Raw genomic sequence first — 23,448 nt, forward strand, 5'->3', positions numbered from 1 at the left:
GTGTAATTTTACTCAGTTATTTGAAATATAGTTTCATTCGGTTTGGAAAATCCATACAGCTTCCTTGCGAATTTTAAAACTTCTTCTTCACTACCTGTTAAAACTTTAACATCATTTTTAAGGGTATGACCATCCTTCTTTAAAGAAGATAATTTTTGTTGCTCCGTATTAACCGTGATTTGTTTTTCTTTAATCATTTCTTGCTGGTTATTAAGAGAATATTGAAGGACAAAAATTATAGGTAATATAAAAGCTAAAGTAGTTATAATACGGCGTCTTGTTTTTTTATTATTACCTTGTTTGGTGTTAGCGTTCACTTGCTGTGAGGGTATCTTAGGATTTGATTGTTGTGATGATATTTTTGGGATGTTTCCCATTAAAATGCCTCCATTACTGATTGTAGAATTTAAACTGTTTAAAAGTATTATAAATGTTCAATGGGAATTTTAGAAGATAGTTTAATCTAGGTGAGTTTTGTAAAGTTTAAACAAAATCCTTATTTAAATAAAAGGAACCCCGATTGTCTGCGGGGCTCCTAAGGGTAATCGTCAAGTAATGACGTACTCGACTAGTTAACGATATCATGAATTTTTTGGTAAATATACTGGTAAATGCGTCCAAATTAATGAGAGCATTATTTGAAACAAAAACGCTATTTTAATAGGGAGGGGAATAATGATGATTCCATGGGACAAGCGAGTATACATTGTATCAAGGTGATCATTTTATTACAGAGGGGACAATTTTAGAGGTTAGTGAAAAGGCGAATAAATCATTATATTGGCGTTGGTGCATGTTAGCTCCAAGCTATGAAAAAGTGTGCGGTAATAGTACAAAGCGACTTCGGTTGATTCGGATAGATGATGATGAAGAATGATATAAAAATTTCATTTTGTAGAGAAATGAGATGATTAAGGATGGGCATAGAATATGCCATGTTTGTATTAAAAAAGAGCAGAATTTAGCCTATATAAAGATGTTGGAATTGTTCTAAAGGGGGGAATATCTGAAATATAAATAATTGAGGGGAGTGAACTAATAATGGAAACTAGTACTTTTTTAGGATTGTTTTGGGGATGGATAACGGTTATCGTATCGGGAATACTTTTCGTACGTCCATCGGTACTACGTGAATTGAAAAAATTAGTGGTTGAAGACAGAGGATTTGGTATTATGTATGGTTTTCTATCGATTTTCTTAGGGTTAGGTAGTGTAATCCTACATAATGTATGGGTATTCAACTGGCAGGGGTTCCTAACGGTTATTGCATGGCTTGCATTATTAAAGGGAATCTACATAATTGCATATCCTGAACCCTCCAAGAAAACAGACTTTGAATTAAGGGTACTATCTACACGTATAGCGCTCGCTATCATTGGCGCCTTGGCTTTATGGATGCTTATAGTAATCTATATAAAATAATCCTTTTCTAATAAGAACTATATTAAAATAAATCTCGACGTGTTCATTGACAAAAAGCTGACTATACTTAGTCAGCTTTTTGTATATTACATTCTAGTATTTATCGGTCACAAAAGACATGTTCTCTCTTTTAAGTCGATATTGAAAATGTTACCAATTTTTTCTTTTACAATGACAACAAATAAAGAAACATTTACAACGACACTTATTTCGTTTAGAACTCCAATCATTATCACAATGATTCTTTTCTTTAGATGTCCACCAATCATCATTACAATGCTTTTCCTTAGAACTCCAATCATCATCACAATGATTCTTTTCTTTAGATTTCCACCAGTCATCACAACAATGCTTTTTCTTAGAACTCCAGCAATCATTTTTCCAGGACATTCTTTTATACCTCCCTTCAATAGGATTCATACTATTCTATGTTTTAGTAAAAGAATGGCTTGTTTATTAACCTATTATTTTATCTTTATATGATAGAGTGCTTTCTACTAGATATAGAATTCATACAAAATATGCTAATTTTCAAGAGATAGTTGAGAGAACTACTGGTTATGATATTAATCAACAAACACTTGTTGAAGGAAACGTTAAGATTTTAAATAATATCTTATTTTGGAGTACGCTTTTCTGAATGTATATTTCACAATGGTAAAGGAAAAATACACCATATCACTGCGAACAAAGCCTATGTATATGTGAAGTAATAGGAAAAGGTGGTCCCTATTCAAGGAGCCGGCTTATTAAAAGTATAAATAAGAAGGTTTAGTACAAGTGTTTGTTTTTTTGTTTCTATGCTTTTGTCTCGTACACTTTTAAGCTATTGGACATACTCTACTAGTAGAAAGGATTAGGGGGTGAGGTTTTGGGTTCTCGATTTAATAATTGTAGAAAGAAATGTACGTGTAAGCATGATGATTGTTGGGACATTTTTGAAGAGTGTAAAAAGGAAAAGAATGAGAAATGTGACAGCTCTTGTGTACAAGGAATTAGAGATGAGCTTAAAAAATTAATTAATAAAACAGTGCGAATTAACACTGAAGGACGTACTTATATAGGTACTGTTTCTTCGGTAACTTGCGATGTTGTTAAGCTAGCTGCTATTCCTGGTTCAGTTGCAGCAATTATATCTCTTTGTAAAATTGAAGCAATTTTACCACCTGCTACAACTGTTACTGATGAGTTTGATTTTAACGGTGTTGACGTAGCAAATAAAGATTAATTATGCTTTATTGATGCTAAGCCATTCTTATGAATGGCTTTTTATTTTGTTTAAAAGGGAATATATTTTTCATATAGAAATAAATTTGAAGGTGTATAAAAGGTTGTGTGAAAGGAGAATGAGAGTGATCAAGCTGAAACAATTTACAAGAACTGATTTCAAACAATTAATAAATTGGATTAATTCCGAAGAATTTTTAATACAATGGTCGGGAAATGCATTCACATATCCTTTAAATGAACAGCAATTAGAGAAATATACAGAAAGTGCAAACACACTGGCATTCAAAATAATAGATGAAGAGACTAAAGCAGTTATTGGTCATATTTCTCTTGGACAAATAGATAATATAAATAAGTCTGCTAGAATTGGAAAAGTGCTAGTTGGTAATACGAAAATGAGAGGGCGTTCTATAGGGAAACATATGATGAAAGCCGTACTTCGTATTGCTTTTGAAGAATTAAAACTACATAGAGTAACTCTTGGTGTTTATGACTTTAATAAGTCAGCTATTTCTTGTTACGAAAAAATAGGTTTTGTAAAAGAAGGTTTATTAAGAGAGTCAAAAAAAGTAGGAGAAACGTATTGGAATTTATGGGAAATGAGTATGTTAGAATATGAATGGAACAATAAAAAATAGTGTTTTATAATTATATTATGTTAACAAAAGGGGTTTGGTGGGAATCGTGAATAAAAAAACAAAAATAATTTCAATTGCAGCTGTTTCAGGGGGCGGTAAAACTACCATTACAGAAAGTTTAGCTCATGAGTTGAAAAACTCAAAGGCTCTATATTTTGATAGATATAAATTTGATAACTGTCCCGCAGATATTTGTAAATGGATTGATGATGGAGCTAATTACGATGAATGGGTACTTACACCGCTAATGAATGATATTCAGCGTTCTATACAAGATAGTAGTTTAGATTATATTATAGTAGATTATCCCTTTGCTTACTTAAATAGTGAAATGCGGGAATTAATAGATATAACTATATTTATTGACACCCCTTTAGATATTGCGATGGCTAGGAGGATTTTGCGTGACTTTACAGAAGATAAAATTAGTGAAATACATAATGATCTAAAACACTATATAACACATGCGAGAAAAGCGTATTTAGAGGCGATTAATACAGTAAAGCCGAATTCAGATATCGTTTTGGATGGATCTTTATGTGTAAATGAAATAGTTGTGCAAATAGTAGAGGAATTCAGTAGAAGAAATGTGATTTTGTAAAGTTGATTGAAAAATGAATCATATACGAATGGAACATTTATGGCTATATAAAAAAGTGGGGTGCTTCAATTTGAAAACGCTATTTTATTACAATTGGCAAGTAAGAGATGATTGGTTTAAATGGTGTGAACAACTTACAGAGGAAGAATTGCTTCGCAAACGTGTTGGAGGTGTTGGGAGTATTTTAGAAACACTTTTCCATATTGTAGATGTTGAGTATAGCTGGATTAGTGCACTTCAAGAAAAAGAGGATAACGAACCACAGTTTAAAGATTATCAATCAATCCAAAAAGTAAAAGCGCTATCTGATTTATATCGACGAGAATTAGAAGAGTTTTTGCAAATATGGTCTGGTGACCTAGAATATAAGATATTAAAAGCTTCATGGACAGATAAAACATATAAATACGGTGAAGTTTTAAGGCATGTAATTGTACATGAAATTCATCATATTGGTCAGATATCTATATGGGCGAGAGAACTAAATCTTCAGCCTGTTTCAGCAAATTTAATTGGAAGAGGATTGTAGATTTAAAAACCGACTTGCAGTGTAAACGCAAGTCGGTTTTTATATATAAGAAGATTTCTTAATTAAAATCCTCGGCTTTTTTTGACGTATATATAAAAACATTAAGATTGTAATGATGAAAAAGATCATAATCGTTTGTATGATTAAATTTTTAAACTGAAACAATATTGTCCAAGATGTAACAGCATCTTTAAAAGCTTGGAGTGCAGAGTACGAGGAAGGATCAAAACCGTACTGAAGTAACTTTTTTGTTTCAATAAAAGTACTGTTTTCATCACCGGCGTCTAATATTACTGAAATAAGTCTAGTATCTCCTCGTGTGGCTGTACTGACAAAACTATAATTACCATTAGTTGAAAAACTAGTTTGTAAGCCGTCAACACCTTGGAGTTTAATGTTTTTATTAAGGGAATATATCATTTTATTTGTATTGAAAACTTTTGAATCTTTGAAGGTAAATTGGTAAGAGGTTAGTTTCGTAACATTCAATACATCTGGAAAGTCTTTTACTAATTGTGTTGCTAGTTTAGCGACGTCTATCGATGTTGTAGTTGATTGTTTATTGGTATCGTTATTAATTCCAGTAGCATTTAGAAACGGGGATGGTTGTGATAACTTTAGTTGTTTTGCTTTGTCATTCATTAAAAGTGTAAAGTTATCTTCGTTTCCAGCAATGTGTTCTGCAAGGGCAAGTGCGGAACGATTATTCCCTGTCAAAAACAATGCATGAAGTAAATCACGAACCGTCGTTTTATCTTTCGAAGTTACTTGTATAGGACTCGTTTCTGCTCGGAAAACTTCGTTACTTATTTTTACTAATTCATCTAACTGTATTTTTCCTTCATTCAGTTGTTCCAGTGCGATATACTCTGTCATTAATTTAGATAAAGTAGCTGATTGTATAGGAGTTTCTTCATTTTTTTATAAACAATCTCACCAGAATTAGTATCTATTAAAATAGCTGATTTAGCTTGAATAATTGGACCATTTACATAAAGATAAAAATATAAAACGATAAGTGCAGTAATAAGAAAAGATAATAATAAAACTGTTATTTTTTTCAAGAATTGCATTAGCGATCCTCCTACTATTACATCAATAATATTATTGTAAAAAGGAATGCTTAATTAGGAAGAAAGAAAAGGTAAAGAATTTCTAAAGAATTATAAAGTATTATTAAATTTTGGATATTGATGGAATATAAAAGGTTCAATTTCTTATATGATAAAAAATTGAACCTATAAATATGTGGTATTAAGCTTTATAAGGGAGTAATTTTACAGTGAAAGTTGTTTTTTTATCATCGCTATATACTTCAATTGTTCCTTTATGCAATTCAACAATACTTTTTGCAATTGCTAATCCGAGCCCAGATCCACCAGTGTTTGTTGAACGTGATTTTTCAACACGATAAAAACGTTCAAAAATATGAGGTAAATCAGTACTAGGGATAGGTTGTCCGTAATTTGTTATATCAATTGTAATCATGTTATTGCTTTCGTAAGCGGTAATATCAATATGATCTCCATCATTTCCATAAGTAATAGCGTTTATGATTAGATTTTCAAACACACGTACTAATTTATCCCCATCAGCTAGTACCATTAGCTTTTGAGATGGGAAAGAAGGGCGACATTCAATATTAGCTTCTTGAAGCTGTATCCGAAATTGGACAGTTAATTGTCCAAGCAATTCTACAATATCAATGGGAGCAGAATATAAACTTAACTCTTTATTTTGAACACGTGTATATTCAAACAAGTCATTCATTAATGCATTAAGACGGGTTACTTTATCGTAAATGACTTGAATATAGTATCGTAATTCTACTTCATCTCTATAATTATCATGATGGATTAAATTTACGTATCCAACTATAGATGTAAGAGGGGTTCGTAAGTCATGTGATACATTTGTAATAAGTTCGCTTTTTGCTTGTTCTGCCTGTCTTTCTTCATCAATCGAAACTTTTAATTGCTCAATAATTTGATTGACCCCAGTTGCCAGTTCTTCTAAATAATTATGGTGTACGATGGAAACTTTATGATTAAAGTTTCCACTTGCAATATACCGAATCTCTTCAATCATTTTTTTATACAAGTTTCATAGTAAACCTTTCTTTCATGACGATAAAAAATGTATAAATAGGATGAGAAAATAGAAAATAAAAACAAATAAGATACAATCATCATCCATAAAGACTCTTTTAATCCAATATATTTTTCATGGCCAAAAATTCTAATGAATTCTTTTCCTAGTTCGCTTAGAGTAAGTGAACTCTCAATTACACTCGTTACGAGGCGAAATATAATTAATTCGGTAATTGGTGTAAGAGTGATAGCTAATAAAAGCCAAAAAATAAGCTTCCACTTTGGTATATCTTTTAATATATCAAATGCTTCATTTCTCAATTTTATATCCTACTCCCCAAACCGTATGAATTAGTTTTTCACCATTCATTACGGTTTCAAGTTTATCGCGTAAATTACTAATATGGACCATTACCGTTTTATTAGAACCATAACCGTCTTCATTCCAAACTCGTTCGAATATCTCTTCAGAGCTAAATACTCTTCCAGTATTACTCGCTAGTAAATATAAAATATCAAATTCGATAGAGGTGAGTTTAATATATTCTCCATTTACTTTAACAGTATGATTATGTTTATGTATTTCAACAGAACGAATTCGAATAATACCATCTTCATTCTTTTGGGAAGTAGCATTTTGGAAAGAGGATCTTCGTAATAAAGCTTTCACTCTAGCCACTAATTCTAGTGGATTAAACGGTTTAATCATATAATCATCTGCGCCGGTCATAAGTCCTAAAATTTTATCCATATCTTCAGCCTTTGCACTAAGCATAAGGATAGGTACAGTATTATTTTCACGCACTTCTTGACAAACTTCCAATCCGTTTCGTTTTGGCATCATAATATCTAAAAGCATAAGGTCAACTTCATATGTACATATCATTTGTAATGCTTCATCACCATCATAAGCTTTATAAATGTTATAGCCTTCATTTCGTAAATAAACAGCCAGTAATTCTACAATATCTTTATCATCATCAATAATTAATATGTTTTTATTCATTTTATAGTTAGTTCCTTTCCTTACAATTAATCAACATTACTATAATATCAAACATTTATGTATTTTGTAGTAATGTTTCTACATAAAATTTCATGTATCGTATTAAAAAGGAATTAAAACATTCATAACGAATATAAAAGTAAGAAGGATATTTAAACTCCACATTATACTGAAAGATAGTTATAAGGGGACTTGCTATGTTATATAATGATATATATTCATTTACTCCAACTGGAAAAATAGAAAATGATATTAAAGCTTTTCTATTAAAATACAATAAAGAATTTACATATAAACATTCAATTCGTGTGGCAAATGAGGCGAGAAAAATTGCGAAAATATTTTATGAAGATGAAGAAAAAGCAGCGATTGCAGGGTGTTTACATGATATTAGTGCAATCTTTCCGAATGAGGAGCGGATTGCAGTTGCTGAAGAATTTGGCATAGAAATATTACAAGAAGAACGAGAATTCCCAATGATTATTCACCAAAAATTATCGAGAGTAATTGCAAAAGAGGTATTTAAAGTAGAAGATAAAGAAGTTTTAAATGCTATCTGTTGCCACACTACGTTGCATAAACATGCAACAAAGATGGATTTAGTATTATTTATTGCTGATAAATTAGAATGGGATCAAATAGGGACACCGTCATATTTAATTGAGGTAAAAAAAGGATTGGAAAAATCTTTGGAACATGCTGCTTTTGTATATATTTCATATTTGTGGGAAAGAAAAGATACATTAAAAGTCATACATCCGTGGCTAGAAGAAGCATATTGGCATTTAAAAGAAATTGTAGAGTAGAAAGGGTATGAAAATGCAATTTAAAGAATATATGAATCAAACATTTCCAGGAGTTACGTTAGTACCGTACATATACTCTCAGTGGGAAAATCATCTTCATTTTGATTTTGGGAAAGATAAATATCAATTCAAAGAAGATGGTAACACGTATAATATGAAATATTCCACACAACTATATAGGTATAATAAAAATCTATTTAAAGATATATTTTCAAAAGAAGATACCGTCTTTTTAATCACAAATGTTTATCGATTTAAACAGGAAAATATAAAAAATCTGCAGAAAATAAATGTATACAATAGATTTATTAAAAAGAGCGGTTTAAAGTTTCATATTAAACAAGGAACATTACCTTTTCTATTTGAAGATGAAGAAGCTGACTTATATTGTACATATCAATTTTCTTTAAAATGTCTTGCTGAAGATATTAAATATGAACCGCTTATTCAAGCAGCTAATCATGAAGATTTCCCTGACCTACGTCCACGTCTAGGGCGAAAAAAAGAAATTTCATATCCAGATTTATTTTTTATAAATGTAACAAAGGATATTATCATGTTTATTTATGGTGATAGAGGATGTTAAGTAATTGCGAAGAATAAAGAAAAGATACGGGATTTATATGAGAAGTATAAAGAGTGGATACCAGAATATGAACGAGAGAGTATAGATGACTTATTTACATGAAAATAGGAGGAAGTGAAGTGTGTAATGAAAAGGATCGCAATTGTATCTGCATGGGAACCAGAGCTTACGTATTTGCATCAACATTATCCAAGTGAGCGTGTAGAAAAAATAGCAGCTTGGGAATTTCATTTTCATTCTATTAATGAATTAGAAGTTATTTCAGTTGTAACTGGTGTCGGTAAAGTAAGTTGTGCTAGTTGTGTACAACTATTAATAAGTGAATTCCAGCCAGACCAGTTATTTATGACAGGGATTTGCGGGAGTTTATCAGATAAGGTGAAAAATGGACACATCGTTGTAGCTCTTAATACTTTGCAGCATGATGTTACAGCGGCTGGTTCAGGAGAAGATAGTTTTAATCTATATGATGGTAGAACAGCACCTATTGAAACAACTAAATCACTCGTAAAACGAATGAAGAAATTGCGTTCGTATGACCCGGTCCATTTTGGTACATTTCTATCTGGAGATCAGCGTATTCGAAGTTCAGAAATGAGGTATTTACTGCATACTGTATACGGTGCTTTAGCCGTTGATCAAGAAGTGGCAGCATTTGCTTATGTATGTCATATAAATAAAAAACCATTTCTATGTTTAAAAGCTGCCTCAGATCAAGCGAATGACAAAACGAAAGAAGAACAAAAGGTTTTTAAAATGTTAGCATGTGAACGAGCGTGTGAGCATTTAATTACTTTTTTACGTGTTTATGAGATTACTGTAGTTAACAATAGATAACAAGAGGGGGAATATCCCGCTCATTTCAAATTAAGAGGTGAATTATAATTGCATACGTATTATGGAGAACTTTGTACAAAGATATATGAAAGTGATAAATCAATTGCAGCCGGAAAAGAATTGGATTTTTATCTTTCTTTTGCAAAAGATAAAAATATACATGTGTTAGAACCAATGTGCGGAAATGGTAGAATGTTAATTCCCTTTATGCAAAATGGTGTGAATATAGAAGGGTTCGATATTTCGAAAGATATGCTTAAAGTTTGTAAAGATAAAGCAGAAAAATTAAACTTAAAACCGGTTGTGTCACAAGGAAGAATAGAAGAATATTATAGTGATAAAAAATACGATCTTATTATGATTCCTATCGGTTCATTTTCACTTTTACCAAATAATTTAGTAGACAATAGTCTTCAAAATATGAAAAACAACTTAAAGGAAAATGGCAAATTACTTCTGACAATTGTACAAGGTGGAAGTGAGACAGAACAAATTTTAGATTGGATAGAGACAAATAGAAAAGAAATTAACAATGAATTAATTGTTGAGTATAGAAAAGTTTCATATGATAAGGCGCAAAAACTTCTAAATATTATACTGAAATATGAAATCATTCATGATGAGAAAATAAAAGAAACTGAGATTATGGATTTTCCTATAAGACTATATGATTTAAAAGAATTTGAAAATATACTTATTACTAATGGGTTTAGTCAAATTGTTGTTCATGAAATAAAAGATGGATATGGTGAAGGTAATTCATTTCATGTATTTGAATGCAGTTTATAACAAGTCAAAGCGGGGGATTATACTTATATGATTCAATACAAAAGATGTAGTGAAGTAAGTATAGATTTAGTGTATAAAGCTTTTAAGGACGGATTTTCAGATTATATTATTAAAATGGATGTTTCAAAAGAAGACTTTATAAAAAGATTTTTTGGACCAGAAGGGAATATGCTAGAACACTCCTTTATTGCGTTAGACGGTGACAAATCTGTTGGTGTAATACTTGGTGGTATTAAGGTATATGAAAGTATAAAAACAATGCGCTGCGGAACATTAGCTGTTCATCCAGAATTTCGAGGCATTGGTGTAAGTCAAAAGTTATTTGAGTTACATAAAGAAGAAGCGACACAAAATAAATGTAAGCAGCTTTTTCTTGAAGTTATTGTAGGAAACGATCGGGCGATTCATTTTTATAACAAATTAGGTTATGAAAAAGTATATGATCTTTCTTATTATAATTTAAATGATTTAACTAAAATAATGAATAAAGGTAATAAAAATATTGAAGTAAAACAATTAGAATTTCCAACATTTAAAGTTGAGATTCAGAAATGGTTAAACTTCCATATAAATTGGCAAAATGATATTAATTATATCGAAAAAACAAATCATACATTTTACGGTGCATATTTCGATAATGATCTAAAAGGTACTGTATGTATAAATGAACAAGGTAAAATTAGTTTTATTTTCATAGACAAAGACTATAGAAATATTGGTGTTGGGACGAAATTATTACAGGTAGCAAGTGAAGAATTAAAGTTATCAAGTTTATCAATTGGGTTTCCAAACAACAATTTACTGGAAGGGTTTTTAAAGAAATCTGGATTTGAAAAGAATTCTTTAGCACAATATGAAATGTATTTATTGCTATAAAAAGCGGAAGGAATTATTCTTTTCGCTTTTTATTTTGCACTATAAACGTTTTTGCTGTATGTGGGAGGATAAGTAAAAACAACAGAAGTTTTGTTACCTATCTTATTGAGCTAACTGGCACTTTAGTTGAAAAAGGAAAATGTATAGTAAACATAGAATATATTAATACATTAAAAGATTTATGAGGTGAAAGTGATGGCAATTAAGCAAGACGAAATTAAAGTAGTAGTCGGAGCTGGAGTATTTAATAATAATCCAGGTTGGGTTCAAACGCAAGAAGATGAACTTAATTTACTAGACAATACCACTTGGGAAGAAAGATTTGAATACAATTCCATTTCAGCTATTTTAGCAGAGCATGTATGGGAACATCTTACTTTTGAAGAAGGTGTAAAAGCAGCTGAAATTTGTTATAAATTTTTAAAGCCATCAGGTCATATTCGGTGCGGAGTCCCAGATGCATTTTTCCGAGATGAAACCTACCAAAATATAGTTCAAATAGGCGGACCTGGCCCGAAAGACCACCCAGCTGCAAGTCATAAAATCGTTCATAATTATAAAACATTAACGAAAATGTTTGAAACCGCTGGATTAGAGGTAGTTTTACTTGAACATTGTGATGAAAATGGTCAATTTTATTACAATGAATGGGATGCAAACGATGGTGTTATTTTCCGTTCGAAAAGGTATGATTCTAGAAATCGAGGCGATAAACTTGGTTTTCCATCGCTAATTGCTGACGCGATTAAAAGGTAAGTCATTCACCTAGAATAGGTGTTAGTTCTATCAGTTCATGAGTCGCAAATGCGGCTTTTTTTATTTGTTTTGTAAACCTACGTTTAGCAAGGAATTAGACATACATAATAAGTGATTTTGAACATACATAACTTGATTTGAATACTATATTAGCTCTTATTAACACCATTTATCTTAAAGGAAATTGCTTTTAAATATTTAATGGAAATATCATATAAAGTAAATAAATCAACGTTTTCTCATGTTGAATTTTTTTGCGGAAATGTTGAGGTACGCCTATTGTAATAAACACATGGAGAGAATATATGATAAATCAATCAATGTTCAAGATACCATTCACACATTAAATTAATATTTCATTGCCATAGAGATTTCTTTTATACATAAATTCGTGTAAAATAAAACAGGAACATACATTCTATACAAGAGTAGGAGGAAATAAATATGTTAGCTCAAATAGAGAAACAAACTGATGGCTATATTATAAAATTTGAACGCCAATTTCCCAATACAATAGAGGAAGTTTGGTCTGTTTTAACTGAAAACAGCAAGCTTAAAAAATGGATGTCTAATTTACAGATTGAAAACCTTAAAACAGGTGGAATTATAAAGTTTGACATGATGGATGGTTCATTTTTAAATATTGATATTTTAGAGTGCCAACTAAATTCAGTACTTGAATTCACATGGGATAAAGATCGTGTCCGATTTGAAATACATAAAGAGGAAAATGGTTCTCTTTTACTACTTAAAGAATACATTCATGAATTAACTGATCATACACCAAAAGATATAGCTGGTTGGCATATTTGTCTTGACCTTTTTTCTTCAGTTTTAGAAGAGGAAGAGAAGGAATTTTCTAAAAACGAATGGCAACAATGGTTCGAAAAATACAAGGATAAGATTCAAGAAGTGAGAGGGTAATTGTATAATAGGTAATATTCATTATGTAATTATTATATTGTAAAAATGATTTTGTGGAAAAATAAGAATAGAGGTTAATATGAAAGTAAATCAATTAATTGCTAATAACATAAATAAACTTGATACTGTTATTCCATTTAATAAATCACTTGGTATTGCTGGTTTATCTGGATCTGGAAAAACAACTCTTTGTCAAACAATTGGTGAAGAATCAAAGAAGCGTCTAGTTTCCTTATTGCCAAAGGCTGAATATCAATATTTATTTCCTAATATTATGGAAACTAATTTTAGTGCCATTAAGATGGAGGAAATGCCTTTAGTACTTTTTTTAGGAAAATCATCAATTTCTTCCAATCCGCGTTCGACGATTGGTACTCATACAGGTGTTTTTAAAGAGATTCGTGAAAAACTAGCGGAAGAATTTAATCTTTCTCCTGAAGTCTTTTCATTTAATAATCAATTAGGTTGGTGTGCTGGCTGTAAAGGGCGTGGTACTACTAAAAATATTGAGTGTAAAAAATGTAAGGGGAAACGTTATAGTGAAGAAGTTGAACAACGTACTATTGAGTTATTTGCTGAATCACATACAATTTCGGATATTAACGATTTAAGTGTTGAATCTATTCTTTCACTAGCAGAAGAATTAAATATTAGTGAAGCAAAACAACATATACTGCAAAATATTATCAATATGAACATTGGTTATTTAACATTAAATCGAATTATGGGTACGTTGTCAGGTGGAGAATTAACACGACTTTACTTAGCTGAATTCATGGCAGTAAGTGAAAATGCTGTAATTATTATTGATGAGATTTCCGTGGGGCTTGATCACGAAACATTATTACAAATATTAGAAGAGATCGAAAGATTAGGGTACAAAAATCAAATTTGGCTCATTGATCATTCAGATACAGTACTGGATACAACGGATGAGCAAATGTTCTTCGGACCTGGTAGTGGAAAATATGGTGGGAAAATCGTAAAAGAATCACCAAGGCCAAAGCCAATACTATCGGAACGAAATTACAAAATGCCAACAGAATATTATACATTCCATGAATTATATTGCCGAAATATCCAAATGACTGAGTTTCAGATTCCTAAAAATAGACTTGTAACTGTTACAGGAGAGTCTGGATGCGGGAAATCTACACTTGTCAATGAGTGTTTAGCTACAGATTTCTTGAAACGATATCCAAAAGATAAATTAGTTATGGTAGGGCAAGATCGAAACCAATCGATTACAAGTCGATCAACTGTAGCAACTTTCTTGGATATTAAAAAGAAACTGACAAAGTATAGTGAAGAAATTGATGATATTTTTGAGCGCTCAATTGAGGATATTATTGATGAAATTCCAAACGAAGATATTGCGTATAAACGCTTGAGCCTACTAATCAAATTAGGACTGGGCTATTTAACATTAGAACGAAAAACACAAACATTATCAACGGGTGAGTTTCAATGTGTTCATTTAGTTTCTGAGTTATTTGCAAAAACAAGAAATCCACATACATTGTTTATTTTTGATGAGCCTTCAAAAGGTTTATCGCAAAATATTTTAAATCAATTTATAGATAGTGTTAGAGGGATATTACAAGATGAATCAGTCTCTATCATAATGATTGAGCATAACAGTTACATGCTAGAAAGTTCTGATTATATTGTCGATTTTGGAAAAAGACAGCTTGAATCTATAGAGCATCTTGATGTAGTAAATCATGATGATTATTATCGTCAAAAAAGCAGTGTGAATAATGCTGAGCAAATACATATTTCTTCAACACTGAATCAAAAAAATGGAATTAATTACTTAGAAGAAAATCATATTGATTATTTTAAAAATGCAGAAAACATCTATAAGGGTGGCATATTAAAAAGCTTATCATCAATGGCTCGTTTAATTTACGGTGAATACGAATCTGATACAATTGCACCTGTAGTTGCTATTGATCTCGAAAGACATCTGTATAGTCAATATAGTTTCTTATATGAAATTGGTGGATTGATCAATCATATTGTAGCTGCTCATCCGACTAATAAAGATACGAGAAGCTTCGATTTCTATTCTCAGGATAATCATTGCCCATCATGTTCGGGACGTCTTCAAATTGAAGTTTTTGATAAAGAAATTACAATTCAAGATAAAAATGTTCCATTTTGGGATGGTCTATTCGATCCGGAAATCATGAAAGTATTAAAATTTTATCAATATGAAAAAATAGAATTTCTATTTGAAGAAATTAAAAATGAGCTTGGTCATGATTTGTCAAAGAGCTATAATGATATGTCTGAGGAAGAAAAACATACATTTTGGTACGGCTATTTTGATAAGTCCTTTTATGATAAGAAAGGAAAGACACGTAGAACATGGGTAGGATTTAATACAATTATTGGCGGATATATTGTTATTTCAAAAGCAGCTATTAAAGAAGATATTAAGACTTCTAAAGAAATGATGACATGTCCAATTTGTGAGGCAACTGTATTAAATCACCAAAAATCGCTTAAATTTGGAGATACAGATATTCGTGAAATTATCAATCAGCCGCTTAATGAAATAATAAAAATTGTAGGAGATTTACCTGTACTCATCAAATTGAAATCTATCGTAGGTGACAATATGATTATGACAGAAGATGTCTCTTTACTGCCTAGGAAAACACAAGTTGCACTGAAAATGTTTGAATTAGAACAAGCAAGCTTTTCAAACTATGAAATGGTGTTACAAAATGTTTTACCATTCTGGAGCCAAATTAAAGGTAATATCGAATCAATCAGCAATAATAATAAGGTGACTATTTGTGATTTCCAAAATATCAATGAAACAAGAGAAACTATCATAGATAAGTATTTCACAAATGGAAAATATAAAAAATTAACATATGTGTATGAAGCATTTGGTTATAAAAAATTAGTTACCCAAATTAATAAAATTAAAAAAAGCAACCCATGTCCATTCTGTAACGGAAAAAAAGTTATAACCGAGGATAATCTACATGATGGCGTGTTTAAATTAACAATTCCATGTATTACTTGTAATGCAAGTGGTATTAATGATGAAGGGCTTAAAGAAATTGTTGATGGCATAGATGTACAAACATGGTTAACTGGAAAAGTTAGTGATGTTGTGGATGAAAGCTTACGAACTGAGGATGTTGCAGACATTCTAATATTTAATCGAATTCGTGAGTTGAATAAGCGAGAAATGATGGCAGTTTATGAATGTCTTGAGAAAAATAATTAAATTAAGAAGAATAAAAAATAGTGGTCAGTTAGGGATTAAAAACTCATTTGCAATAATCTGCAAATGAGTTTTTATGTTGAAGAAGAGTTTCTTTAAACGTGTTAAGGTAGATAGATAATAGAGCAAGAAAAATCTATTTGTAATACCAATATAAATTATTCTTAAATTTTAAACTGAAAAGTATTACAGGTTGGCATTTATGTTTAAGTTTTGTTAGTCTTTCTAAGATGTAAATACATTTATCTGTGAGAGTTAGTTTTAAATCGTTAATTATGATCATTTATTATATAATTATTGATGTATAAAAATGTTTTTTGGGGATAATAATTTAGGTTATTTGGATATAACAAAAGGAATATGCTACTTTTTTAGTGATTGTATAATTATTAGAATTTTTAAATTTAACAGAAATATATACTTGAATGAAGTATATATTTCTGTTAAATTTATCCTATGGACAAAACAAGTTTAATTAAAGGTCATTTAGAAATGTGTGTGTTATCTATTTTGTCGAAAAAGAAAAGTTATGGTTATGAAATTATGAAAGAACTTGAAGTACACAATTTAAAATTGAAAGGAGTAGGAAGTATTTACCCTATTTTAACTAAGTTAAAAAATCAAGAGTGGGTAAATACTTATCAAGAAGTAACAGACAGTGGTAAAGTTAGAATCTATTATGAAATTAATGAAAACGGGAAAATACGTCTTGAGAAGAAAATTAATGAGTGGTTAGAATTACAATCTGATATTCAAACATTATTAAAAAGTGGTTTGAAAGGAGACCTTCTGAAATGAGGAATGAATTAAACGGTAAAGAAAATCAATTTTTAACTGACGTACTTAAGGAATTAAAGCAATACGATATCAGCTTAGAAGAAAGGGAAAATATTAAACAACAAATTTTAGAGCATATTCAAGAATGTCGTGAAAATGGGGAGGATAGTATAAATGATCTAGGTACGCCTCAATTATTTGTTCAAGATTTTTTAGAAATAAATGAAATTGACCTACAAGTTAAAATGAGACAACTTCAAAATGAAAAGGGAAATTCGAGCACATTTATCTTAGATGGCATATTCATCGCAGTTATTACTTACCTCATCTCACAAACTACACTTTCACTATTTTTAACTGAATCATTTAACGGAACTAATAGCAAAAATACATTTAATTATAATCTTTTATATCGTATAGCAGAGAATCAATGGTGGAACTATGTATTAATAATGTTTAGTTTTACGCTCTCTATATTAGTATTTATTAGCCTAGTAAGTTATAAAAAAAGAAAGCTATCTAAAGTATAATGAAGAAAACTATCTATAAACTATTTCAAATTTGTATTCTTTGTAATGTATTAATATTATGTATCGTACATCCAAAAGTTTATGCTCAGCAAAATATTAAAGTTACATTAGATAAGTATATTGAAAAATTTATAAAGGAACAGAACATTCCTGGAGGTTCCGTTGCAATTGTACATCATAAAGATGTATTCTTTACAAAAACATGGGGGATTACTGGGGAGTCTGAAAAAAAGGTAACTAGTAAAACCCCATTTGCGATTGGCTCAATAAGTAAATCTTTAACAGCTTTAGCTATAGTCAAGTTAATAGAAGATAAAAAAATAAAATTAGAGGATTCAGTTCAACAACATCTTCCTTGGTTTAAAGTAAAAGATAATCAATCGGCCTCAAATATAACAATCCAACAGCTACTAACACATTCAAGTGGAATGAGTACCTATGAAGGTTTAGCATTATCAGATAAGCAATCAAAGACTACTACGGCTATAAAAGAAAATGTAATGAAACTGTCGAATGTAACATTAACTGCTCCCCCAGGACAAAAATATCAATATAGTAATGCAAATTATCTCGTTCTTGGTGCGCTTATTGAGGAAGTTTCAAAAGAGACATACTCTACTTATATGGAGAAGCAAATTTTTCAGCCATTAAGAATGAATGGTGCAGCAGCAAATAGTGAAGAGTCTTATAAAAAGGGTTATTTAACAGGTTATCAATCATGGTTTGGAATACCAAGAAAAAGTACGGTGTCGTATGATAATGGTGGGACACCATATGGATATATTACAGCAAATCTAGAAGATATGATTCAATTCATTAAGTTTTTGAATCACCAAGAGCATACACAATTTTTAAATAAAGATAGTATGGATCTTTATTTATCTCCATTATATAAAATAGATTCAGCGAAATATTATGGTTTTGGACTGAGGACAACAAATATAAATGGAAACGAAAAGATGGTTTGGCATTCAGGCTCAACTCCTGATTCACATGCAGAAATATTTATTTTAAATGAAACTGGCTGGGGTGTTGTGATTTTAATGAATAAAAATCATGTTTTAGAAGAAGCATCACTACCAGAATTTAAAAAAGGGATTATAAATATTTTGAATGGTGAAGAACCGGTTGATATACCAAAAAATATACCAATAGTTCAAATTGTTATGTCAATATTAATATTCGCACTTTTTATTACAGCAATTATGTTAATAATAAAGTATAAACGTAAGAAAATTTGTAAAAAAATGACCTGGCTTTTTCTAGGGAGTTTATTTCTAATATTATCTATTACTTTAATTCCACTTCTTATTTATAGTACAAATTCACCGTGGCAGACGATTAAAATGTTTTCTGCAGATGTAGCGTTGCTCATTAGTATTATAGTTACTTTATTGAATGTAAATGGATTAATATCAATATATATCGATCGCGTTAAAAAGTGAATTGGTAAATAAGTCGTAAGAGCTTTTAATTATATAAATATAATACATTAAATAATCGTTTAAACTGTTATAAATAGTTGACTCTCACACAATAATGTCATTGTTTAAGCTTAAGTTGAGCTTCGAATAATTGTAATAAATAGGAGGAACTAATGTTCAAAATAGGAGATTTTTCAAAACTTTCTTCCATTAGCATACGTATGTTGAGACATTACGATAAAGTGGAATTATTACAACCAGTAAAAGTCGATGAGCAAAGTGGTTATCGATATTATTCAGCAGCTCAATTAAAGAAAGTAAATCAAATTCAAGGGTTAAAAGATATGGACGATCTCAAAAAATAATTACGTCTCCTCGAAGACTCAATGAAAACGATGAGAGAGGATGTTATTGAAATGAACTATCATGTTTCATTAAAAGAAATTCCAGAAAGAAATGTAGCAAGTGTTAGAAAGGTTATTCCATCGTATAATTGCGAAGGGGATTTATGGAGTATATTGATGCAAGAAATTAATGTTAAAAATATTAGTATAGCTAATCCGAGTTATAGTATTGCTACATTCCATGATCAAGAATATAAGGAAAATGATGTGGATGTAGAAATACAGATAAATATTTTAGGGGAGCATGAAAATACAAAAGATGTTAATTTCAAAAAGATAGATCCATCCTATGTAGCTTCAATAACAGTTAACGGAAGTTATGAACAAATGACAGCTGTAAATGAGGCGGCAGCAAAATGGATTGAAACGGAAGGTTATGAGTTAGCCGGACCGATGTTTAATATTTATCACGTTAGTCCAGCGATGGAATCAGATCCTAATAAGTGGGTTACAGAGGTTTGTTATCCAATTAACAAATAAGTAAAAAAAGCCCTTTAGCTATGCCTTTTTTTACTTATTTGTGCTCAAAAATGTATAGCTAAAGGGCTTGTCGGTTTGATTCATCAACTAAATTTTAAATTACGAAAATAAGTGGAGGCAGTTTAAAAATTTTATACCTACTGGAAATTGTGTTTAAATAAAAACCTTCAAGATAATTTACAGTTGAATCTTAAATTAATGATATGTGTATCCTCCATCAGGAAATAATACATTACCTGTAGTAAAACCATTTTGCATTAAATACAGGACAGTATGTGCAATTTCATCATTATACCCAGGTCTCTGTACAAGAGAAAGAGATTTATAATCTTCATAAGCAGCTAGTCTTTTCTCATTTTGTTCATTCTCTCTTCGTATCGTTCCAGGAGAAACAACATTAACTCTAATAGGAGCTAATTCAACAGCTAAAGCTTTCCCTAAGCTTTCAATAGCACCATTACAAGCGCCATAAGCAGGTGCACCTTTAAGTGGTCTTTGACTAAATGCACCGGACATTAACACGATAGATCCAGATTTTGAAAGAAAAGGAATTGCATATTTTACGGCGTAATATTGTGGCCAAAACTTTCCGATAAAGCTGCTTTCAGCAATTTCCTCTGTAGCGGTTATTGGTCCAAGTGTGTAAGAGGCTCCCGGTGTGAATAAATGATCAAAATTCCCAACTGTCTTGAAAAAATCTTGTAATTGCTCTTTATTTTGATTATCCAATACATAAGTTTGAAGATGGTTGTTATTTATTAATTCTCGAGAAATTTTTAATTTTTCTTCCGAGCGTCCTGCAATAATAACATGTGCGCCTTGTTCGATTGCTTGTTTTGCTGTTACTAATCCAATACCAGAGCTTCCACCAATGATAACGATACGAGTATCTTTTAATGTAGTAATAGACATATTTTAGCCCCTCCTTTAATAAAAACTTTAAAATAAAACTGCTATGCTTTTATTATTCGCTAAAAGATTGCAAGTGAAAAGTACGCACTTTATATGTACATAGTCGCAAATTTCGTACTAATTGCTTGTTATATGGATACATAAAATCATAAATTATTCATTATAATTTATGATTTGAGGGAGTGGTGAGGAAAATGAATTTAGAGGAACCGAAATTAAAAGGAGTAATAGCGACATTACAAATAATCGGTGGGAAATGGAAACCACTTATTTTATTTATTTTGCTAACAGATGGAACGAAACGGTTTGGTGAATTAAAGCGACTAATACCAGATATATCTCAAGGGACATTAGCGAAGCAGCTTCGTGAATTAGAGCACGATCAACTAATAAAACGCGAAATTTATCAAGAAATACCACCTAAAGTGGAATATAGCTTAACTGAGCATGGAAAAACAGTCAGTATTGTTTTGGATAGTATGTGTGGTTGGGGAAGAGGACATTTAGAATATATCGATAAAAACAAACTATAATATTATTATGTAAACTAAATAGGATTTGTCGAAACATATCGTTTTAATAATTTTTATTTTATAATATATAATTAAATAGTGTTATAGGTTATTATATATGCAATCTTCCAGATGAGGTGATATAGATGAAATGCTGTATCGTTCGAAGTAACTAGTTGTTCGGGGCTGAAAAAATGCGTAGCAGATATAAAAGAAGACGTAGGCCCTTTCACGATAATATCAACTATGAGTCTATTTCGAGAATCATCTAAACAGTTAATGCATTTTTACAAAGGGGAAATAATAACATGAATGAATTAGAGTATAAAAGTTTTTATGATAAAGTGGGACGATTAAATGGGTGGGACTTTAGTAAGCTAAAGTGTGAAACTGTAGGTGACACTTGGGACTTTTATGGCGAAGTGCAAGAAAGATGTAAACCATCAGATATTCTACTTGATGTTGGCACAGGTGGAGGAGAGAATATATTAAAAATAGCATCTTCAGCTGCATTACTGATTGGAATAGATAATTCTAAAGGAATGATCAAAACATCACATTCCAATTTGAATAAAGCAGGTGTACAAAATGTTGAATTTCTTCAAATGGATTCGGAATTTTTAACGTTTCCGCATGCTCATTTTGATATTACTTCAAGTTGTCATGCGCCGTTTGTAGCACCTGAATTGGCAAAAGTAATGAAAAAAGGTGCTTTTTTCTTAACACAACAAGTTAGCGAACATGATAAATTAAATCTTAAAGAAGCATTTGGTAGAGGGCAATGTTTAGGTGAAAGAGATGGTACGTTAAAAGATAATTATATGGGTGAACTTATTAGTGCAGGATTTGAACTCGTACAAGTACGTGAATATGATGTTACTGATTATTACAGTACTCCTGAGGATCTTATTTTCTTATTAAAACATACGCCTATTATTCCTAGATTTGGAGAAAAAGAAGAGGACTTTAATATTTTACAAAAGTTCATTGACGCTAATAGTTCCAAAAAAGGTATTCGTACGAATTCAAAAAGGTTTATGATTATTGCTGTTAAATCATAGTGTATTTTAACGTAAAAGCTGATTTTCTTTAAAAGAAAATCAGCTTTTTTTGTGGAAAAGAATGCAGGGGAAACTTAAAAATCATAGAAATAGGTAAAGTGGTAATCTAAAAATTGAAATATAGGGGATAATTATTTTGAAACGTTACTATATTAACAACGAAAAAATAAACGCGCATATTACTGAGTGGGGAAATAATGAAAAGCCCGTTATCTTTTGTTTACATGGGTTAGGTAGTACGAGTTTAAGTTTTATAGAAATTGCAGAGGAATTAAAGGAAGAGTATAGATTTATCTCCATTGATGCACCTGGGCATGGTAAAACACCGCCCTTTGAAAGAACGGAAGATTATGAGATGCTGAATTTAGCAAACTGGTTAAATGAAATAATAAATGAACTGAGAATTGAACATTTCTATTTTTTATCACATTCGTGGGGAAGTTTTGTAGCACTATTTTATTTATTAAATAATCCAGAAAAAGTACTAGGAAGTATTCTTATTGATGGTGGATATCAAACAAAAAGGCTTCAAGAAGAAACGCTTGAAGAGGAAATCGCGTATTACGAAAAGGATTTTGAAGAATATATTTTTAATAATTGGGGTGGATTTTTCAAAAGTGAAAAAGAAGCATATACTAGGTGGTCTCCATTAGTAGAAGTTGCTGTAAAAGACCTAGGGATTGAAATGGATAATAAAGTATGTTGGCATGCGAGAGGTACAACAGCTGGTAATATAATAAGAGGTATGCATAAAGATGAAACGATAGATATTTACGAGAAGTTACCATCTAATATTATATTACTTCGAGCTACACTACCGCAGATATGGGATGATTATAGAGAAAAGACAGTAAAAATTTTCAAGTTAAAAACTGGCGCGAAAGTAAAATTAATCTCTGATACTACACATTTGTTACACTGGGATAAACCAGAAGTTGTTATAGAGGAAATAAAAAGTAATTGGAGCTAACATATTCATACTAAAGTTGTAGTTTTTACACGAAAAATCCA

Annotated in this window: 23 protein-coding genes and 4 pseudogenes; 21 read left to right on the forward strand and 6 right to left on the reverse strand. The window is 30.8% G+C overall.

From position 1 onward, the window contains the following. Positions 1-8: 8 nt before the first annotated feature. A complete protein-coding gene (locus JFT95_RS10490) occupies positions 9-377 on the reverse strand; it encodes an FtsB family cell division protein (protein WP_002189674.1) in 369 nt (122 codons plus the stop codon). Positions 378-706: 329 nt separating this feature from the next. Between JFT95_RS10490 and JFT95_RS10495 the strand changes: the two genes are divergently transcribed. Both JFT95_RS10495 and JFT95_RS10500 read left to right on the forward strand, forming a co-directional pair. Beyond that, entirely contained in the window at positions 707-877 is a 171-nt protein-coding gene (locus tag JFT95_RS10495) for a hypothetical protein (RefSeq protein WP_016101959.1), read from the forward strand. A 164-nt stretch (positions 878-1,041) separates the two neighbouring features. Then, the gene (locus JFT95_RS10500; RefSeq protein ID WP_002127497.1) at positions 1,042-1,422 is read left to right on the forward strand and encodes a hypothetical protein; all 381 of its coding nucleotides are present in this window, start codon (positions 1,042-1,044) and stop codon (positions 1,420-1,422) included. Positions 1,423-1,529: 107 nt separating this feature from the next. Here JFT95_RS10500 and JFT95_RS10505 read toward each other — a convergent pair whose 3' ends face one another. Next, a complete protein-coding gene (locus tag JFT95_RS10505) occupies positions 1,530-1,832 on the reverse strand; it encodes a hypothetical protein (protein ID WP_187770548.1) in 303 nt (100 codons plus the stop codon). Between the two features lie 461 nt (positions 1,833-2,293). On the opposite strand from JFT95_RS10505, the gene JFT95_RS10510 reads away from it, so the two are divergent. From JFT95_RS10510 to JFT95_RS10525, 4 genes are all read left to right on the forward strand, one after another. Continuing rightward, entirely contained in the window at positions 2,294-2,650 is a 357-nt protein-coding gene (locus JFT95_RS10510; RefSeq protein WP_002032241.1) for a hypothetical protein, read from the forward strand. Between the two features lie 124 nt (positions 2,651-2,774). Beyond that, on the forward strand, positions 2,775-3,290 hold the full coding sequence (locus JFT95_RS10515; RefSeq protein WP_061690209.1) for a GNAT family N-acetyltransferase: 516 nt from the start codon (positions 2,775-2,777) through the stop codon (positions 3,288-3,290). Between the two features lie 46 nt (positions 3,291-3,336). Beyond that, a complete protein-coding gene (locus JFT95_RS10520; RefSeq protein WP_149190530.1) occupies positions 3,337-3,891 on the forward strand; it encodes a nucleoside/nucleotide kinase family protein in 555 nt (184 codons plus the stop codon). Between the two features lie 70 nt (positions 3,892-3,961). Then, the gene (locus JFT95_RS10525) at positions 3,962-4,420 is read left to right on the forward strand and encodes a DinB family protein (RefSeq protein WP_201052176.1); all 459 of its coding nucleotides are present in this window, start codon (positions 3,962-3,964) and stop codon (positions 4,418-4,420) included. A 58-nt stretch (positions 4,421-4,478) separates the two neighbouring features. On the opposite strand, the pseudogene JFT95_RS10530 reads toward JFT95_RS10525, so the two are convergent. From JFT95_RS10530 to JFT95_RS10540, 3 genes and pseudogenes are all read right to left on the reverse strand, one after another. Beyond that, positions 4,479-5,493: pseudogene (locus tag JFT95_RS10530) on the reverse strand (D-alanyl-D-alanine carboxypeptidase family protein). Positions 5,494-5,674: 181 nt separating this feature from the next. Next, positions 5,675-6,831: pseudogene (locus JFT95_RS10535) on the reverse strand (sensor histidine kinase). Continuing rightward, complete coding sequence (locus JFT95_RS10540; protein WP_002016575.1) at positions 6,821-7,516, reverse strand: response regulator transcription factor; 696 nt, start codon at positions 7,514-7,516, stop codon at positions 6,821-6,823. The pseudogene JFT95_RS10535 and the gene JFT95_RS10540 overlap by 11 nt, the downstream one beginning before the upstream one ends. Before the next feature lie 197 nt (positions 7,517-7,713). Between JFT95_RS10540 and yqeK the strand changes: the two genes are divergently transcribed. The 12 genes and pseudogenes from yqeK to JFT95_RS10605 all read left to right on the forward strand — a co-directional run bounded on the left by yqeK (position 7,714) and on the right by JFT95_RS10605 (position 19,952). Further along, a complete protein-coding gene (gene yqeK / locus JFT95_RS10545) occupies positions 7,714-8,322 on the forward strand; it encodes a bis(5'-nucleosyl)-tetraphosphatase (symmetrical) YqeK (protein ID WP_002016573.1) in 609 nt (202 codons plus the stop codon). Positions 8,323-8,335: 13 nt separating this feature from the next. Continuing rightward, positions 8,336-9,010: pseudogene (locus tag JFT95_RS10550) on the forward strand (DUF3885 domain-containing protein). A gap of 24 nt (positions 9,011-9,034) precedes the next feature. Continuing rightward, positions 9,035-9,745, forward strand: a complete 711-nt coding sequence (mtnN, locus tag JFT95_RS10555) for a 5'-methylthioadenosine/S-adenosylhomocysteine nucleosidase (RefSeq protein WP_070170172.1) — start codon at positions 9,035-9,037, stop codon at positions 9,743-9,745. Positions 9,746-9,793: 48 nt separating this feature from the next. Further along, the gene (locus tag JFT95_RS10560; RefSeq protein WP_201052178.1) at positions 9,794-10,534 is read left to right on the forward strand and encodes a class I SAM-dependent methyltransferase; all 741 of its coding nucleotides are present in this window, start codon (positions 9,794-9,796) and stop codon (positions 10,532-10,534) included. A 27-nt stretch (positions 10,535-10,561) separates the two neighbouring features. Beyond that, positions 10,562-11,410: a GNAT family N-acetyltransferase gene (locus tag JFT95_RS10565; protein ID WP_201052180.1), complete on the forward strand. Its 849-nt coding sequence runs from the start codon at positions 10,562-10,564 to the stop codon at positions 11,408-11,410. Between the two features lie 192 nt (positions 11,411-11,602). Then, positions 11,603-12,166, forward strand: a complete 564-nt coding sequence (locus JFT95_RS10570; RefSeq protein ID WP_201052181.1) for a class I SAM-dependent methyltransferase — start codon at positions 11,603-11,605, stop codon at positions 12,164-12,166. A gap of 444 nt (positions 12,167-12,610) precedes the next feature. After that, a complete protein-coding gene (locus JFT95_RS10575; protein WP_002127512.1) occupies positions 12,611-13,090 on the forward strand; it encodes an SRPBCC family protein in 480 nt (159 codons plus the stop codon). Positions 13,091-13,169: 79 nt separating this feature from the next. Next, positions 13,170-16,340, forward strand: coding sequence for an ATP-binding cassette domain-containing protein (locus tag JFT95_RS10580; RefSeq protein ID WP_201052182.1), 3,171 nt, complete (start codon positions 13,170-13,172; stop codon positions 16,338-16,340). Between the two features lie 453 nt (positions 16,341-16,793). Beyond that, positions 16,794-17,135 carry a PadR family transcriptional regulator gene (locus JFT95_RS10585; protein ID WP_002032268.1) on the forward strand — a complete coding sequence of 114 codons (342 nt, stop codon included), beginning with the start codon at positions 16,794-16,796 and terminating at the stop codon, positions 17,133-17,135. Continuing rightward, positions 17,132-17,644, forward strand: coding sequence for a DUF1129 domain-containing protein (locus tag JFT95_RS10590; RefSeq protein WP_201052183.1), 513 nt, complete (start codon positions 17,132-17,134; stop codon positions 17,642-17,644). Before JFT95_RS10585 ends, JFT95_RS10590 begins: the two co-directional genes overlap by 4 nt. Next, entirely contained in the window at positions 17,644-19,089 is a 1,446-nt protein-coding gene (locus tag JFT95_RS10595) for a serine hydrolase domain-containing protein (protein WP_201052184.1), read from the forward strand. The genes JFT95_RS10590 and JFT95_RS10595 overlap by 1 nt, the downstream gene beginning before the upstream one ends. A 152-nt stretch (positions 19,090-19,241) precedes the next feature. Further along, positions 19,242-19,952: pseudogene (locus JFT95_RS10605) on the forward strand (MerR family transcriptional regulator). Between the two features lie 195 nt (positions 19,953-20,147). On the opposite strand, the gene JFT95_RS10610 reads toward JFT95_RS10605, so the two are convergent. Then, positions 20,148-20,864, reverse strand: a complete 717-nt coding sequence (locus JFT95_RS10610; RefSeq protein ID WP_002085411.1) for an SDR family oxidoreductase — start codon at positions 20,862-20,864, stop codon at positions 20,148-20,150. Between the two features lie 194 nt (positions 20,865-21,058). Between JFT95_RS10610 and JFT95_RS10615 the strand changes: the two genes are divergently transcribed. From JFT95_RS10615 to JFT95_RS10625, 3 genes are all read left to right on the forward strand, one after another. Then, the gene (locus JFT95_RS10615) at positions 21,059-21,397 is read left to right on the forward strand and encodes a winged helix-turn-helix transcriptional regulator (RefSeq protein ID WP_001047225.1); all 339 of its coding nucleotides are present in this window, start codon (positions 21,059-21,061) and stop codon (positions 21,395-21,397) included. Positions 21,398-21,684: 287 nt separating this feature from the next. After that, on the forward strand, positions 21,685-22,437 hold the full coding sequence (locus JFT95_RS10620) for a class I SAM-dependent methyltransferase (protein ID WP_201052188.1): 753 nt from the start codon (positions 21,685-21,687) through the stop codon (positions 22,435-22,437). Positions 22,438-22,573: 136 nt separating this feature from the next. Continuing rightward, positions 22,574-23,407 (forward strand): alpha/beta fold hydrolase, encoded by an 834-nt coding sequence (locus JFT95_RS10625; RefSeq protein WP_201052189.1) that lies wholly within the window; start codon positions 22,574-22,576, stop codon positions 23,405-23,407. The last annotated feature ends 41 nt before the right edge of the window (positions 23,408-23,448 follow it).

Origin of the sequence: Bacillus sp. TH17 (assembly GCF_016651125.1) — a bacterium.
GTDB classification, from domain to species: domain Bacteria; phylum Bacillota; class Bacilli; order Bacillales; family Bacillaceae_G; genus Bacillus_A; species Bacillus_A mycoides.

Coding starts and splice junctions, on each gene's coding strand:
- JFT95_RS10490 (WP_002189674.1), bottom strand. CDS start 377: ATGGGAAACATCCCAAAAATATCATCACAACAATCAAATCCTAAGATA.
- JFT95_RS10500 (WP_002127497.1), top strand. CDS start 1,042: ATGGAAACTAGTACTTTTTTAGGATTGTTTTGGGGATGGATAACGGTT.
- JFT95_RS10540 (WP_002016575.1), bottom strand. CDS start 7,516: ATGAATAAAAACATATTAATTATTGATGATGATAAAGATATTGTAGAA.
- yqeK (WP_002016573.1), top strand. CDS start 7,714: ATGTTATATAATGATATATATTCATTTACTCCAACTGGAAAAATAGAA.
- mtnN (WP_070170172.1), top strand. CDS start 9,035: ATGAAAAGGATCGCAATTGTATCTGCATGGGAACCAGAGCTTACGTAT.
- JFT95_RS10565 (WP_201052180.1), top strand. CDS start 10,562: ATGATTCAATACAAAAGATGTAGTGAAGTAAGTATAGATTTAGTGTAT.
- JFT95_RS10575 (WP_002127512.1), top strand. CDS start 12,611: ATGTTAGCTCAAATAGAGAAACAAACTGATGGCTATATTATAAAATTT.
- JFT95_RS10580 (WP_201052182.1), top strand. CDS start 13,170: ATGAAAGTAAATCAATTAATTGCTAATAACATAAATAAACTTGATACT.
- JFT95_RS10585 (WP_002032268.1), top strand. CDS start 16,794: ATGGACAAAACAAGTTTAATTAAAGGTCATTTAGAAATGTGTGTGTTA.
- JFT95_RS10590 (WP_201052183.1), top strand. CDS start 17,132: ATGAGGAATGAATTAAACGGTAAAGAAAATCAATTTTTAACTGACGTA.
- JFT95_RS10595 (WP_201052184.1), top strand. CDS start 17,644: ATGAAGAAAACTATCTATAAACTATTTCAAATTTGTATTCTTTGTAAT.
- JFT95_RS10610 (WP_002085411.1), bottom strand. CDS start 20,864: ATGTCTATTACTACATTAAAAGATACTCGTATCGTTATCATTGGTGGA.
- JFT95_RS10615 (WP_001047225.1), top strand. CDS start 21,059: ATGAATTTAGAGGAACCGAAATTAAAAGGAGTAATAGCGACATTACAA.
- JFT95_RS10620 (WP_201052188.1), top strand. CDS start 21,685: ATGAATGAATTAGAGTATAAAAGTTTTTATGATAAAGTGGGACGATTA.